The organism is Chitinophaga eiseniae (assembly GCF_012641265.1).
GTDB classification, from domain to species: Bacteria; Bacteroidota; Bacteroidia; order Chitinophagales; family Chitinophagaceae; genus Chitinophaga; species Chitinophaga eiseniae_A.
Genome location: NZ_JABAHZ010000002.1, coordinates 21474 through 36652 on the forward strand (window position 1 = coordinate 21474; position 15179 = coordinate 36652).

General features: G+C 46.7%; 11 protein-coding genes. 4 read left to right on the plus strand and 7 right to left on the minus strand.

Features of this window, described 5'->3' with window-relative positions:
- Nucleotides 1-3: 3 nt before the first annotated feature.
- The 5 genes from sucD to HGH91_RS07635 all read right to left on the minus strand — a co-directional run bounded on the left by sucD (nucleotide 4) and on the right by HGH91_RS07635 (nucleotide 6160).
- The gene (gene sucD / locus HGH91_RS07615; RefSeq protein ID WP_168737899.1) at nucleotides 4-891 is read right to left on the minus strand and encodes a succinate--CoA ligase subunit alpha; all 888 of its coding nucleotides are present in this window, start codon (nucleotides 889-891) and stop codon (nucleotides 4-6) included.
- Nucleotides 892-1070: 179 nt separating this feature from the next.
- A complete protein-coding gene (locus HGH91_RS07620; RefSeq protein ID WP_168737900.1) occupies nucleotides 1071-1886 on the minus strand; it encodes an ABC transporter ATP-binding protein in 816 nt (271 codons plus the stop codon).
- A 2-nt stretch (nucleotides 1887-1888) separates the two neighbouring features.
- Nucleotides 1889-2632, minus strand: a complete 744-nt coding sequence (locus HGH91_RS07625) for an MlaE family ABC transporter permease (protein WP_168737901.1) — start codon at nucleotides 2630-2632, stop codon at nucleotides 1889-1891.
- A 62-nt stretch (nucleotides 2633-2694) separates the two neighbouring features.
- Complete coding sequence (locus HGH91_RS07630; RefSeq protein ID WP_145660666.1) at nucleotides 2695-3726, minus strand: hypothetical protein; 1032 nt, start codon at nucleotides 3724-3726, stop codon at nucleotides 2695-2697.
- 112 nt (nucleotides 3727-3838) lie between these two features.
- Nucleotides 3839-6160 (minus strand): NADP-dependent malic enzyme, encoded by a 2322-nt coding sequence (locus tag HGH91_RS07635; protein ID WP_168737902.1) that lies wholly within the window; start codon nucleotides 6158-6160, stop codon nucleotides 3839-3841.
- Nucleotides 6161-6304: 144 nt separating this feature from the next.
- On the opposite strand from HGH91_RS07635, the gene HGH91_RS07640 reads away from it, so the two are divergent.
- Nucleotides 6305-6748 carry a DUF4293 domain-containing protein gene (locus HGH91_RS07640; RefSeq protein ID WP_145660680.1) on the plus strand — a complete coding sequence of 148 codons (444 nt, stop codon included), beginning with the start codon at nucleotides 6305-6307 and terminating at the stop codon, nucleotides 6746-6748.
- A 151-nt stretch (nucleotides 6749-6899) separates the two neighbouring features.
- Here the strand turns inward: HGH91_RS07640 and uvrA are convergent, their stop codons facing one another.
- Nucleotides 6900-9716, minus strand: coding sequence for an excinuclease ABC subunit UvrA (gene uvrA, locus HGH91_RS07645; RefSeq protein ID WP_168737903.1), 2817 nt, complete (start codon nucleotides 9714-9716; stop codon nucleotides 6900-6902).
- Nucleotides 9717-10008: 292 nt separating this feature from the next.
- Between uvrA and HGH91_RS07650 the strand changes: the two genes are divergently transcribed.
- Complete coding sequence (locus tag HGH91_RS07650; protein ID WP_246121028.1) at nucleotides 10009-10590, plus strand: RNA polymerase sigma factor; 582 nt, start codon at nucleotides 10009-10011, stop codon at nucleotides 10588-10590.
- Nucleotides 10591-10670: 80 nt separating this feature from the next.
- Here the strand turns inward: HGH91_RS07650 and HGH91_RS07655 are convergent, their stop codons facing one another.
- On the minus strand, nucleotides 10671-11870 hold the full coding sequence (locus tag HGH91_RS07655; protein ID WP_168737904.1) for a thiolase family protein: 1200 nt from the start codon (nucleotides 11868-11870) through the stop codon (nucleotides 10671-10673).
- A gap of 184 nt (nucleotides 11871-12054) precedes the next feature.
- Between HGH91_RS07655 and HGH91_RS07660 the strand changes: the two genes are divergently transcribed.
- Both HGH91_RS07660 and rlmN read left to right on the plus strand, forming a co-directional pair.
- Complete coding sequence (locus HGH91_RS07660) at nucleotides 12055-13956, plus strand: M23 family metallopeptidase (protein WP_168737905.1); 1902 nt, start codon at nucleotides 12055-12057, stop codon at nucleotides 13954-13956.
- Between the two features lie 149 nt (nucleotides 13957-14105).
- Entirely contained in the window at nucleotides 14106-15149 is a 1044-nt protein-coding gene (gene rlmN, locus HGH91_RS07665) for a 23S rRNA (adenine(2503)-C(2))-methyltransferase RlmN (RefSeq protein WP_145660699.1), read from the plus strand.
- The last annotated feature ends 30 nt before the right edge of the window (nucleotides 15150-15179 follow it).

The following is a 15179-nucleotide window of genomic DNA, read 5'->3' on the forward strand; positions in this document are numbered from 1 at the left end:
TAATTATGCCAGGGCTGCTTTCTTGCTCAGTACTTCTGCCATGGTTTTACCGATGTTGGCAGGGCTTTCTACTACGTGTACACCGCATTCCGCCATGATCTTCATTTTAGCGGCAGCAGTATCGTCTGCACCACCGATGATAGCACCGGCGTGGCCCATACGGCGTCCCGGAGGCGCGGTTTGACCAGCGATGAAACCTACAACCGGCTTAGTACCAAATTCTTTGATCCATTTAGCGGCATCCGCTTCCATGCTACCACCAATTTCACCGATCATGATGATACCTTCTGTTTCAGGATCGTTCATCAGCAGTTCTACTGCATCTTTGGTAGGTGTACCGATGATAGGGTCGCCACCAATACCGATAGCGGTGGAAACGCCTAAACCAGCTTTTACTACCTGGTCAGCTGCTTCGTAAGTGAGGGTACCGGATTTGGAAACGATACCGATTTTACCTTTTTTGAAGATAAAGCCAGGCATGATACCTACTTTAGCTTCTTCTGCGGTGATAACACCAGGGCAGTTAGGCCCGATGAGGCGGGTAGTTGTACCCTGCAGGAAATTCTTCGCTTTGATCATATCCTGAACAGGAATACCTTCAGTGATACATACCACCAGGGCAATACCTGCTTCGGTAGCTTCCATGATTGCATCTGCTGCGAAAGCCGGCGGTACAAAAATGATGGAAACATTTGCACCTGTTGCTTTTACTGCATCCGCTACTGTGTTGAATACCGGGCGCTCCAGGTGCGTAGTACCACCTTTACCAGGTGTAACACCGCCCACTACCTGGGTACCATATTCAATCATCTGCGTAGCATGGAATGTACCTTCAGTACCGGTAAATCCCTGAACAATCACTTTACTATCCTTATTAACTAAAACACTCATCGCGCTTGTTTTATTGGTTTAATATTATATATCTGATTCTTCTGGACGGCAAAAATAAGCCGATTTCCATAATTCTGCAATTTATCGCCTTTAAGATAAAGCTACCAATCGCCCGGGGAAATAATTTGACGGCTGTTTACAAGTATATATATTTATATTAATGTATAATATACTGTTTTCTATTTTCCGCCCTGCTCCTTTTTCAGCTGATCCCGCCACTTTCCATCCTTAAACATTTCCAGCTGCCGCATTTCTTTGGCCTCCCGGAGGAACTCAGACGCGAAAATAAAGTCGTTTAATTTCTGATCCTTGCTGAATACGATGTCTTTGTTGCTTCCCTCCCATTGTTTCTGTCCCTGGTACATATATACAATGTGGTCGCCACTTTCCATTACCGTATTCATATCATGGGTATTGATCACCGTAGTGATATTATATTCTTTGGTAAGCTCGGTGATCAATTTATCGATGAGCAGGGAAGTTTGCGGATCCAGGCCGGAGTTGGGCTCATCGCAGAAAAGATACTTTGGATTCAGCACAATGGCACGGGCAATACCTACCCTTTTCTTCATACCACCGCTGATTTCAGCAGGATATTTTTTAGCGGCTTCCTTAAGCTGCACCCTTTCCAGGCACTCGGCTACACGGGTTTTCTTCTCTTTCAACGTACCAGTACCAAACATTTCCAGGGGAAACATCACATTTTGCTCCACCGTCATACTATCAAACAACGCAGATCCCTGGAACAACATGCCTATTTCCTGGCGAATGCCTTTTTTTTCTTTATCATCCATACTGGTAAAGTCCTGGTTATCATACAGTACCTTCCCACTGTCTACGCCCATCAATCCCACAATGCATTTCATCATTACGGTTTTGCCACTCCCACTGGTGCCGATGATCAGATTAACTTTACCGGGCTCCATTGTTGTAGACACGCCTTTCAATATTTCCTTATCCCCGAAGCTCTTTCTTATGTCTTTCAGTTCAATCATGATTACAGTAATATAGCCGTTAATGCGTAGTCCATGAATAATACCAATACACAACTTACCACTACGGCAGTGGTGCTGGCTTTACCGATTTCCAATGCGCCGCCGGTAACATTATAGCCGTAGTAGGCAGATACACTGGCAATGATAAATCCGAAAGTGTAGGATTTGGCCATCGCAAAAAATACGTTGTATGCTTTAAACTCCTGTCGTAATCCCTGCATAAATTCCTGGCCTGAAAGCACTCCGGATAGTTCCCCGGCTTCCTTGCCGCCCCAGATACCCAGGAAACCCGCAATGGCTACCAGGACCGGTATCATCAGTACAGCGGCCAGGATTTTAGGGGCTATCAGGTATCCTTTGGTATTGATTCCCATAATTTCCAGGGCATCAATTTGCTCGGATATCCGCATATTACCCAGTTCCGATGCTATTTTTGAACCTACCACACCGGCCAGTACAATACTGGTCAAGGTAGGAGCAAACTCCAGGATAATGGTATCACGTACCACCTGTGCAATGGTACTCCTGGGTATGATAGGACTTACAAGCTGGTAGGCTGTTTGCAGCGTCGTTACGCCACCCATGAACAGGGAAATAATAAAGACTATCCCAAACGACCCTACGCCGATATCCACGCATTGCTGCATAAATTGTTTCCAGTACATCTTCATGTTTTCCGGGCGGGAAAACATGCCCTTTAACATTAGCAGGAAATTTCCGAAATGATAGAAGAATTTGAACTCCATAACTGATCAAAGATAGGAAGGATTTTTTCAAACCTGTCTTAATTTAAGATTTAATACCGGGCTTACCGCAAGCTGCTCACCAGCAATCGCTTTAAGCTACGTTCTATAATTTCGCCCATGGTTTTGCAACGCGAGAAAACGGCATCATGATAATATTCGGCTAACTCATTTCCTAACTGCTGTATTTTTTCCGGGAAAGATACCCGGTCGGTCATGATCACATCCCGCAGGTCCTTGATCCGATGGCGATGCGCTTTGATACGACGGGCAATTACGGCGCGCTCCTCCTGTTGATACTGCTTCACCACTTCCGCATTCAGGTGCTTAATTGCCAGATCTACAAACACCCTGTTTTCTTTAAAATACTGCGGCATGTAGAGCGTACGCCGGCCTTCATAGAACTGCTGGTCAAAGTCGATGGCCCGTATCCTGAACTGCACGTCATCAAAATCGGGGGTAATGTCGAACACGAAGTTATATGAACGCATATCACCCAATAATCGTACAAAACAGCGTTCATTGAATTTCACAAACTCTTTGGCTATACGTTTCGGGTTAAACTCAGGCCTGTTCAGGTAATGCAAAATAAACTGATCACCAGGTACACCCGCAATATGTTCTTCCACCAGGGTATTACCATCTATCAGAAAGTTCATCCAGTAGGGAGATAAGATATGCTCCAGTTCCAGGCCATAAATACGGGAAGCATCGGCTATCTTAATATAAAAATAGTCGTATACTTCATTATAGTTATTGACGATTTTAATCCGGAAAGGATGAGAATTTCCGAAAGTGCAGTAGTCGATCCGTTCTATATGCAGGTGCTCCTCTGCGGTTTGATCCCCGCCCGCCTTCAAAATGGAATATATCCGCTTTAGCCCTGCATGAATGGATCCAACCATGCTTTGGGGATAGAAAACGGTTTCCCAAAGCGTGTCTTTACCCTCCTTATCATACACGGAAATAGATTGATCATAATACCGTAGTTCCTCGTAGGATATAGGCAATTTCAACTCCCGCTCATACAATTTGAGGTAATTGCGAAAGGCTGAATTAATCGGGAAAAATATTTTCTTACGGGAAATAGTTTGCATGTTTAAATATAGGAAAAAGCGGAAAGCAAAAAGCTATTGCAGAGAATGAGGATAGCGAATATTAAAATCGCTTCGGTCATCTCCACAATAGCTTTTTGCTATGCTTTATCGCTTACTTTTTCTTTTTCTCTTTTTTTCCTTTTCCCTCTTCAGTGGCCTGACGGCAACACTTCTCCTGTGCATCTACCACGGCGATGTTCACCATGTTTACGATCTGGCGTACGGTACTACCTAGTTGCAGGATATGCACCGGCTTTTTCATACCCAGCAGGATGGGGCCAATGGCATCAAACCCGGCTACTTCCTGTAAGAGGTTATATGCAATATTACCAGCTGCCAGGTTAGGGAAGATGAGGGTATTTACTTCTTCTCCCAACAGTTCCGTAAACGGATAATTATCTTTCAGAATTTCCTTGTTAAAGGCCATTGCAGCCTGTATTTCACCATCTACAATGAGGGATGGATCGCGTTGTTTTACGATTTCGCGTGCCTTGCTCATAGTTTGCGCTTCCGGTGTTGGGCTGCTGCCGAAGTTGGAATACGACAACATCGCAATGCGGGGCGTGATGTTGAAGTGTTTCACTTCCTTAGCCACCATCATGGTAATATCTGCCAGTTCTTCTGCAGTAGGATTGAAGTTTACGGTTGTATCGGCCAGGAACAATGGTCCGCGCTTGGTTTGGATAATATACATACCCGCTACGCGTTTGGCCCCATCTTCCATACCTATTACCTGCAGCGCCGGGCGGATAGTATCCGGGTATTTGCGGGTAAGGCCGGAAATCAGTGCATCTGCCTCACCGGTTTCCACCATCATACAGCCGAAATAGTTGCGCTCACGCATAATTTTACGGGCCTCGTACTGGTTCAGTCCTTTGCGCTGGCGTTTCTTGAAGAAGAGGTCACCGAAGCGATGACGCATTTCTTTCATTTCCTCACTCTTCGGATCAATGATCACGGCATTTTCAATCTCGATGGCATTTTCCAGCATCAGTTCACGAATACGGATTTCATTACCCAGCAGAATTGGGTGGGCAATACCTTCATCGTTCACCACCTGGGCGGCTTTCAGCACCTTCAGGTTATCTGCTTCTGCAAATACAACCTTTCTTGGATCACGGCGCGCTTTGGTACCAATTACGCGGAACAGTTGGTTATCCAGTCCCAGTCGATGGTTCAGCTCATTCTTGTAAGCTTCCCAATCGGTGATAGGCCGGTGGGCCACACCGCTTTCCATGGCGGCCTTAGCTACTGCAGGCGCTACGGTACTCAATAAGCGGGGATCCAATGGTTTGGGAATAATGTATTTAGGTCCGAAGAAAATATTTCTTTCGTTATAGGCCAGGTTAACGATATCCGGCACCGGCGATTTGGCCATTTCAGCCAGGGCCCTTACTGCTGCCAGTTTCATAGCTTCATTAATCTGGGTGGCTCTCACATCGAGGGCGCCACGGAAAATGTATGGGAAGCCCAATACGTTGTTTACCTGGTTGGGATAATCAGAACGGCCGGTAGCCATAATGATGTCCGGGCGGGCGGCGATAGCGGTTTCGTAAGCGATTTCCGGATCAGGATTGGCCATGGCAAATACGATAGGGTTCTTAGCCATGCTCTTGATCATGTCGGTAGACACTACGTTGCCTACTGATAATCCCAGGAATACATCTGCTCCTTTCATCGCTTCTGCCAGCGTAGTTATTTTTGTGTTGGTAACAAATTGTTTATGCCTGTCGGATAAGTCCTGGCGGTCTTTGTTCAATACACCGTCCTTATCAAACATGATGAAATTTTCCGGTTTGGCGCCCAGGGCTACATACAGCTTCACACAAGCCATGGCAGCGGCGCCAGCGCCGTTTACCACAATTTTCACCTTCTCTATCTTCTTTTTAACCAGTTCCAGTGCATTCAGCAAGGCGGCGGAGGAAATGATGGCCGTGCCGTGCTGGTCATCGTGCATGATCGGAATTTTCAGCTCTTTTCTCAGCCTGTCTTCAATTTCGAAGCATTCCGGGCTTTTGATATCTTCCAGGTTAATTCCGCCAAAGGTGGGCTCCAGGGCTTTTACAGCCGCTACAAAGGTATCCGGATCTTTAGCGTCCAGCTCTATATCAAATACATCTATATCGGCAAATATTTTAAATAATACGGCTTTCCCTTCCATCACCGGCTTGCCGGCTTCAGGACCTATATCTCCTAATCCCAGTACAGCGGTACCATTACTGATAACGCCCACCAGGTTGCCTTTCGCAGTATATTTATAAACGTTTTCTACGTCGTTGTAAATTTCTTTACAGGGTTCTGCTACTCCGGGAGAGTATGCGAGTGACAAATCCCATTGTGATTTAGTGTCTTTTGTAGGTATGACTTCAATTTTACCCGGCCTGCCCATTGCATGATAGTCTAACGCATCCTGCTTATTCAGTTTCTTTGCCATATAAATATAAGATTGTTATTGGGCGTGCAATATACGAAGTATTCAAATAGCGCATCCAACACAATAGTGGGATACCTGCCTATTATTAACGATACTAACCATTAAAATTACTTACTTTTACGGCGTTAAACATTCACAAATATCATGATACAACGCATCCAGAGTCTCTATCTGCTATTGGCTGCCGCCGCCGGCGCTGCCGCCTTATCTTTTAACCTGTGGAAAGCTACCCTGACCAACAACCCTAATCCGGTGTATGTAAACGCTTCCAGCAACTATCTCCTGTTTGTACTGTATGTGGTGATTATACTGCTGAGCGCAGTTACCATCTTCCTTTTTAAGAAGCGTAAACTACAGTTTCGGCTGACAATATTTAACATTCTTTTTGCTTTTGGCGCCCTGGCTTATCAATACTATGTAGTGCAGCAAACTGCTAATAAATTAAGTACTGGTGGCGTAGCCATCACATCCGCGTCTTACCAGATCGCCTCGTTTTTACCCATTGTGATCATCATTTTGTTGTTCCTGGCGGTAAGAGGCATTTATAAAGATGAGAAGCTGATCAAATCACTCGACCGACTCAGATAACCAGGCATTTGCCTATAAAAGTTTTCAGGGCTGCCACCTTCGGGGTGCGGCCCTTTTTTATTGGGCAACCGTTAGCATCACTGACGGCCCTGTCAATAAAAAAGGTGTATCATGACCGATACACCTTTCTAACTTTATTTTGATGTCTTTGTTACAGGAACTTCCCGGTATAGCTTTCGGCTACTTTCTTTAATCCGTCTGGAACACCTGCGTACAGCAGGTTACCACCGCCGGCGCCACCCTCTGGGCCTAAATCGATCACCCAGTCGGCGCTCCGGATCACATCAAGGTTATGTTCGATCACCAGTACGGAATGGCCTTGATCTATCAGTGCATTAAAGGAGTCCAGCAACTTCCTGATATCGTGGAAATGAAGACCGGTAGTAGGCTCATCGAAGATAAAGAGGATATGCCCCTGGGCTTTACCTTTTCCGAGGAAAGACGCCAGTTTCACACGTTGCGCCTCTCCACCACTGAGGGTATCACTGCTTTGTCCGAGTTTCACATAGCCTAATCCCACACTGCTTAAAGGACGTATTTTATTGCATACTTCTTTTTCATCTTTGAAGAAGTCCAGCGCCTCATCTACGCCCATTTCCAGTACTTCGTAGATATTTTTCCCTTTATAGGTAACTTCCAGTACTTCGTCTTTAAACCTCTTACCACCGCAGCTTTCGCAGGTAAGATGTACATCTGCCAGGAACTGCATTTCTACAATCACCTCTCCTTCTCCTTTGCAGGCATCACAACGGCCGCCATCTACGTTGAAAGAAAAATGTTTGGGCTGGAAGCCACGCATCTTGCTCAGCTGTTGCCTGGAATACAGGTCCCTGATTTCATCATAGGCTTTGATGTAGGTTACAGGATTGGAACGCGATGACTTACCAATCGGGTTCTGGTCAATCATTTCCACCTGTGTAATATCATCCATAGCGCCTTTGAGGGCTTTGTGGTTACCTACCCTTTCTGCAAACTCGCCCTTTAGCTTCATCAGCGCGGGGTAGAGGATCTGTTTTACGAGGGTAGTTTTTCCAGAGCCGCTCACACCGCTGATAACGGTGAGTACCTGCAACGGAAAATCAACCGTGATATTTTTCAGGTTATGTTGCCGGGCGCCTTCCACAGTAATGGCTTTTTTCCATTTCCGTACTTTGGCTGGCGGATCGATGGTAAACTGTCCGCTGAGATACTTACCGGTAAGGCTTTTACCGTCTTTCAGTATCTGGGGATAGGTACCTGCGAAAATGACCTCTCCTCCCAGGTGGCTGGCCAGCGGGCCCATATCGATGATGTAGTCCGCTTCTTCCATCATCTGTTCGTCGTGTTCTACTACCACCACGGTATTACCAAGGTCGCGCAGTTCTTTCAGTACGGCGATCAGGCGGTGGGTATCGCGTGCATGCAAACCGATACTGGGTTCATCCAGTATATACATAGAATTGGTAAGGTTGCTGCCCAGGGTCCGGGTCAGCTGGATGCGCTGACTTTCGCCACCACTCAGCGTATTGGCTACCCTGTTGAGCGTCAGGTATCCGAGACCTACGTCCAGTAAGGTTTTGATGCGATGATTTATTTCAATGAGAATACGTTTGGCTACTTGCTGATCGTATTCGTTGAGATCGAGTTCGTCGAACCATTTTCTCAGGTCTGATACGGGCAGGTCTACCAGCTCCGCGATATTCCGGTTGCCCACTTTGATGTAGAGCGCTTCCTTGCGTAAACGTCCGCCTCCACACTCCGGGCATATAGTACGACCGCGGTAACGGGCTTGCAGTACACGGTATTGCACCTTATACAGGTTTTGCTCTACCATCTTAAAGAATTCGTTCAGCCCATAGAAGTGTTCGTTGCCGGTCCAGAGCAATTTCACCTGTTCGTCCGTTAATTCGGCGATAGGCTTATGTACCGGGAAATTGAATTTACGGGCCACTTTAATGAGTGCGTCTTTATACTCACCCATTTTCTCCCCCCGCCAGGGAGCGATGGCACCTTCAAAAACGCTCAGTCGCTTATCGGGTATCACCAGGTCGGCATCGAGTCCGAGTACCTGTCCGAAGCCTTCACAGGTAGGGCAGGCGCCGTAAGGGTTATTGAAGGAAAACAGGTTAGGTACGGGTTCTTCGAAGGTGATACCATCCAGCTCGAAGCGGTTGGCGAAGTGCTGGATATCTTTTCCATCCACTTCCACATAGCAATCGCCCTCACTTTCGTAAAACGCTGTCTGCACGCTATCAGCTATACGGTGTTTATCATCTTCTTCAAAATCCTTTACTACCAGGCGATCTATCAATACCCAGGCATCGGCGGGTACGGTAATCTTCTTTTGTTCCAGCAGCTCCTCTATGCGTAACAGGCCATTACCTTCGGCGCCGGGTACGTATAAACGGGAAAACCCTTTTTGCTGCAGTATGCCCAGTTCTTCCTTCGCCTCCCTTTTGGCGTGGCGACGGAAAGGCGCCAGCAGTAATACTTTACTGCCATGCTTTAGTTTCGTGATAAAATCTACCACGTCACTTACCTCATGTTTTTTTACCAGTTTTCCGGAGATGGGGGAATAGGTTTTACCCACTCTTCCAAATAAAAGCCGGAGGTAATCATAAATTTCCGTCATAGATCCCACAGTGGAACGGGGGGTACGGGTAATTACTTTTTGTTCGATAGCGATGGCCGGGCAAATCCCCTTGATATAGTCGACATCCGGCTTGTTCATACGCATCAGGAACTGACGGGCATAGGAGCTTAAGCTTTCCGCGTACCGGCGTTGGCCTTCGGCATAGAGGGTATCCATGGTCAGGGAGGATTTTCCTGAACCGGACACACCAGTTACCACAACGAGTTTGCTACGAGGGATGGATACGCTTACATTCTTAAGATTGTGTACCCTGGCTCCTTTTATGAAAATATGGTCCTGCGGGCTAACTTCCTGAGGATCAATTACGCTTGTTTCTTTCTTTACTTTTGTTGCCATGACAGAACAAATTTAAGGGAAAAGATGTTAGTTCAATAGTTAGCTTTTGAGCGGTATATCGAATCCGCTCAAAGCCTTTATTTTAGCCTCCCGAAGCCTACTATAATATTATTTGTTTTATTGAACTATTCTGTTATATTTGCATAAGACCAGGTCTATCTCGCTGGCATTTCAGGCATCGATCTTTAACTAAAAACTACTCATTATCGCATAAACTTTACTTAATTAAAAACAACCAAACTGGCTGTAAAGTCTGTAATTTATTTACTAACCTGCCTAGTTGTAGAAGTTTATGCAAGTAATGTACAAATTGTGCGATGAGCAGTTGATTACTCTCTTTAAAAAGGGACATTCTTCCGCATTAGAAGAGTTGGTACACCGTCACAAAGACAAGGTGTTCACTTCCATCCTGCTACTGGTAAAAGATTCTTTCCTCGCAGAAGATATCTTCCAGGATACCTTTATTAAAATCATTGATACGATTAGGGCTGAACGTTATACAGAGAAGGGAAAATTTCTTCCCTGGGCCATGCGTATTGCGCACAACCTTTGTGTAGATCATTTCCGGAAGATTAAGCGTACGCCAATGATCAGGACCGGCGACGACAAAGATATCTTCGATGTATTAGGTTTCAGCGACAGCTGCGCGGAAGACAAGCTGATTACCCGCCAGAGTCATGACCGCGTTCGCAGGATGTTGGATATGCTTCCGGAAGAACAACGGGAAGTAATTATCCTGCGTCACTATGCAGAATTAAGTTTTAAAGAAATAGCAGATCTCACGCAAGTGAGTATCAATACAGCATTGGGTCGGATGCGTTATGGTCTGATCAATCTCCGGAAAATGATGACGGAGAAACAAATCTGTCTATGATGAACCCTTTTTTTTGCTTGCCAGCAACGAGCGGCCGGATGTAATGTCCGACCGCTCGCTATTTTAGGGCAATCCTACTCCTAAATTTTTTCGAATATAATAGCTGCTCCCTGACCAACACCCACACACATACTTGCCAGTCCATATTTAGCTCCGGGTCTGCGTTTCATTTCATGTAACAAGGTAGCTGTAATACGTACGCCGCTACAACCCAGTGGATGCCCGATAGCAATAGCGCCCCCATTTACATTCAGCAGTTCGGGGTTCAGGCCCAGGTCGCGTACGCAAGCCAGCGATTGCGCGGCAAAGGCTTCATTGAGTTCTACCAGGTGCAATTGATCCACCGTGAGGCCGGCACGCTGCAAGGCCTTATTGGAAGCGGGTACGGGGCCAATGCCCATAATGGAGGGATCTACGCCCGCTACTGCCATACTTTTGATTTGTGCCAGCGGCTGGAGGTTAAATTGTTTCAATGCCTTTTCCGACACAATAAGTACAGCTGCTGCACCATCGTTGATACCAGAGGAATTACCTGCAGTAACAGATCCATTTTTAGCAAAAGCGGGGCGTAATGCAGCCAGCTTTTCCAGGGTAGTAGCCCGCGGATGTTCATCTTCCGAAAAAAGTATTTTTTCGTCTTTCCCCTGGACAATTTCTACCGGTATAATCTCCTCCTGCCATTTACCGGCTTCTAATGCCTGCCGGTAAAGGGTTTGGCTACGCAATGCAAAAATATCCTGTTCTTCTCTTCCTATCTTCCACTGGTTAGCCACATTTTCGGCTGTTTCACCCATCGCATAGGGATGATACATGTCGGCCAACCGGGGGTTCGTGAAACGCCAGCCAATCGTGGTATCATACATCTCTGCCTTACGGCCGAAGGCGGAATCTGACTTAGCCACCACAAAGGGAGCACGGGTCATGCTTTCTACACCGCCGGCCAGGTATACATCACCTTCCCCGCACATCACTGCCCGGGCGGCGTCCATAATGGCCTGCATACCGGAGGCGCATAAACGATTTACGGTATTACCGGCTACAGTAACCGGTAGCCCTGCCAGGAGTGCCGCCATCCGCGCTACATTCCGGTTATCTTCCCCTGCCTGGTTGGCGGCGCCGGCAATCACATCTTCTATAACAGCCGGATCCAGGGAACTATTTCTTTTCATTAACGCTTTGATCAGATGCGCCAGCAAATCATCCGGGCGGATGTTACTCAGTGCGCCACCATAGCGGCCTATGGGAGTACGTACCGCATCTACTATGTAAGCAACTTGCATGTGACTGTTTTGGTTTAACTGCAATATAAAGCATCCCCGTTAAACCGCCTCTTCACCTGCAAGCTACCCCCAAAACACCGCCAGTTATAACCTTATTCCCGCCTTTTAATAAATACCGTTTGGCCAACTTTTGCAGAACCGTAGTTTTGCCCCCGATTATTATTCATCGTTAAAAACCCCACAAATGAAGTACTTACGTATCCTATTGTGCCTGACAGGCCTTTTTCCCCTGATCACCAAGGCACAGCAACCCGTCGGAGAAAATGACGCCAATCTCTCGGAATTACTTTACAGACCTATTAAACCTGTGGCCCCTATTAAGGAAGGTATAGAACCGTCCCGGCAACTCCCGGTAACACCAGGCCGCAACGTAAATGTGCAGCGCTTGTTGCCCGCGCCGAAATGGAACATGATAGCCAATAGTAAAACCGCTTTCATTGGCATCGACAATGGTCCTATTACGGTGAAAAAGCTGAATACACCGGTCTTCTGCACCACTCCTACTGTTACCATCGGGTGCTGCAGTTATAACATCAAAGATGAAGCTGCCAATAAAAATCAGCTATACGCCTCTCCTGCGGCTATTTTCAGCAACGAAAACGATGCACGGACTTATGCAGAAAGTCTTACTCCCAAAGTACCTTTCTTCCTCCCTTTCACTAACAGCAAAGTATATCCCGGGGGCGCCTGGAAGTATGATAATGGCAGTGGCCATGGTTCGGTAGATTTCTCCAAAACATCAGATGCTTATGGCCCCGGTATAGATCCTACTTTTGGGGTATACGCCAGCGCTGCAGGTAAGGTAGTTACCGCCATGTGGGATCCTTTTTTCGGTAATGTGGTGATCATAGAACATATCGCCCAGGACGGCACCATCTACCGCACCGGCTATTTCCACCTCCGTGGCGGGTTTGACCATGACGTAGCCAATGCAAAAGTGATCCCTGTCAGTGATCCCGGCAACCTGGATGCACGGGATACCAAGTATAAGAAATTCGCGAACCTGCCCAATCCTTCCCAGCTGCTTTGGGGTACTAATGACCAAAAGCTGAAGGTAAAAGCCGGCGACAAAGTATATGCAGGCCAGCAGATTGCCTGGTCGGGCAATACCGGCTTTGGTGGCGCCGGATGGGGACTTAACCAGGATGGTACGCCTACTAATCCCTATACCGCCAATAACCACCTGCATTTCATGCTGTGGATTAAAAGTCCCGGCACCGGGGCCGACTGGATGGAAGTAGATCCTTACGGTGTTTACTCCACTTCCGACAACAGCAATGCTTCCTGTTATGAAATCGGCGCCACGGGCGCATTCAACCGTTTCTTTGCTCCTTTCTATCCCTCGTTCCATAATGTGCCGGTGCAGCATATCACCCAGTACTGGGGCTATTATACCGGTATGGGGATGGCGCTGCAAACATTGAGTGTACATAAAGCCGGTAATCAATACCTGGCATCCGGTTCTTTCCAATACGGCCTGCCCTCACAGTGGTATTGCCGTATCAATATGAATGCTACCCAGTATCAGCAATACTTTGATGAGTATTACGCCAAAGGTTTTATTCCCCGCCAGATTTCCGTAGTAAACGATGCCGGAGGCAATCCTTTATTTACTGTTATCTGGAAACTCCGCGGCAACGAAAACTTTGTAGCAGTGCATAATGCCACCGACGACGTATGGAATGCCAAATGGAAAACCTGCGTTGATCAGCAAAAAATGCGGGTTACCGAACATGTGGTATACTATGCGGGTGGTAAACGTTATCATGCCGGGGTATTTGGCAGCAACAACCCAGGAGGATTTTACATGTATTATGGCATGAATACCAATGATTTTACTAAAAAATTTGACGAACTCAATAAAGCAGGATTGATGACGGTAAACGTCAATGTGGAGGAAAACGGCAGCCAAAACAACGTGGGGGGCCTGTGGTGGCCAAGGAACAAGGCTTATTATTCCTATATGAACATGAGCCCGGCCGATTACCAGGCCAAGTTCACCGACTTAACCGCCCAGGGATACCAGCTGTACCGAATACAGGGATACGACAACTCCTCCCGGTTTGCGGCCATATGGATGAAATAAATGCTATATAACTGCAGGGATGCCACGGCTGGAAACGGCTGTGGCATTGCTTTTTAGGCGCTATTCTGTCAGTATCCCAATATTACGTATCTTTGCCGTTACTTTTCGACTGCCGGAAGGCAGCCAATTGCTCAAACAACGGTCAAATAATGAAGTCTGACAATAAAAATATCCGGCATTTAAGCCTGCCGGCCTTACAGGAATATTTCGGGTCAATAGGTGAAAAACCTTTCCGCGCGAAACAGGTATATGAGTGGCTTTGGCTGCGTCATGCCGATAGTTTTGAAGCGATGACCAATCTCTCAAAAGAACTAAGACAAAAACTCACCGAACATTTCACCCTTCCGGCTATAAAAGTAGATGCCGTGCAGCAGAGTAATGATGGCACCATTAAAAGCCGTTTTCGCCTGCACGATAATCACCTGGTAGAAGGTGTACTGATACCTACTGATAGCCGTCAAACTGCCTGTGTATCCTCCCAGGTAGGCTGTAGTCTGAGCTGTAAATTCTGTGCTACCGGTTATATGGACCGCAAGCGCAACCTCGACTTTGATGAAATCTACGACGAAGTAGCGCTCATCAACGAACAGGCAATGACTTCTTATGGCAAAAAGCTGAGCAATATTGTGTTTATGGGCATGGGCGAACCTCTGCTCAACTATAAGAACGTACTGCAGGCTATTGAGCGGATTACCGCCCCTGATGGACTGGGGATGTCGCCCAAACGTATTACGGTGTCCACCGCCGGTGTAGCGAAAATGATCCGGCAGCTGGGAGATGATAAGGTAAGATTTAACCTGGCTTTATCTTTACACGCGGCAAATGATAAGAAACGCAGTGAAATCATGCCGATCAACGATTCCAACAACCTGAAAGAGTTGATTGCGGCGCTGAACTACTTCTACAAAGCCACTGAAAACGAAATATCCTTTGAATATATTCTCTTCAAGGATTTTAACGATGCCAAAGAAGATGCTGATGAATTGATTAAAATTTACCGGCAGGTACCGGCAGACCTGGTGAATATCATCGAGTACAACCCAATTGGTATGGCCCGTTTCCAGAAGCCTGATGCCCAAACAGCAGAAGAGTTTATGGAATACCTGGCTAAAAACAAGGTGAATGCAAGGCTGCGCCGTAGTCGCGGTAAAGATATTGATGCCGCCTGCGGACAACTGGCCAACAAAGGCTAACTATTAACATGCATATTCTTATTGGTCATG

Coding starts and splice junctions, on each gene's coding strand:
- uvrA (WP_168737903.1), bottom strand. CDS start 9,716: ATGGCAACAAAAGTAAAGAAAGAAACAAGCGTAATTGATCCTCAGGAA.
- HGH91_RS07635 (WP_168737902.1), bottom strand. CDS start 6,160: ATGGCAAAGAAACTGAATAAGCAGGATGCGTTAGACTATCATGCAATG.
- HGH91_RS07620 (WP_168737900.1), bottom strand. CDS start 1,886: ATGATTGAACTGAAAGACATAAGAAAGAGCTTCGGGGATAAGGAAATA.
- HGH91_RS07655 (WP_168737904.1), bottom strand. CDS start 11,870: ATGCAAGTTGCTTACATAGTAGATGCGGTACGTACTCCCATAGGCCGC.
- HGH91_RS07625 (WP_168737901.1), bottom strand. CDS start 2,632: ATGGAGTTCAAATTCTTCTATCATTTCGGAAATTTCCTGCTAATGTTA.
- HGH91_RS07630 (WP_145660666.1), bottom strand. CDS start 3,726: ATGCAAACTATTTCCCGTAAGAAAATATTTTTCCCGATTAATTCAGCC.
- rlmN (WP_145660699.1), top strand. CDS start 14,106: ATGAAGTCTGACAATAAAAATATCCGGCATTTAAGCCTGCCGGCCTTA.
- HGH91_RS07650 (WP_246121028.1), top strand. CDS start 10,009: ATGCAAGTAATGTACAAATTGTGCGATGAGCAGTTGATTACTCTCTTT.
- sucD (WP_168737899.1), bottom strand. CDS start 891: ATGAGTGTTTTAGTTAATAAGGATAGTAAAGTGATTGTTCAGGGATTT.
- HGH91_RS07660 (WP_168737905.1), top strand. CDS start 12,055: ATGAAGTACTTACGTATCCTATTGTGCCTGACAGGCCTTTTTCCCCTG.
- HGH91_RS07640 (WP_145660680.1), top strand. CDS start 6,305: ATGATACAACGCATCCAGAGTCTCTATCTGCTATTGGCTGCCGCCGCC.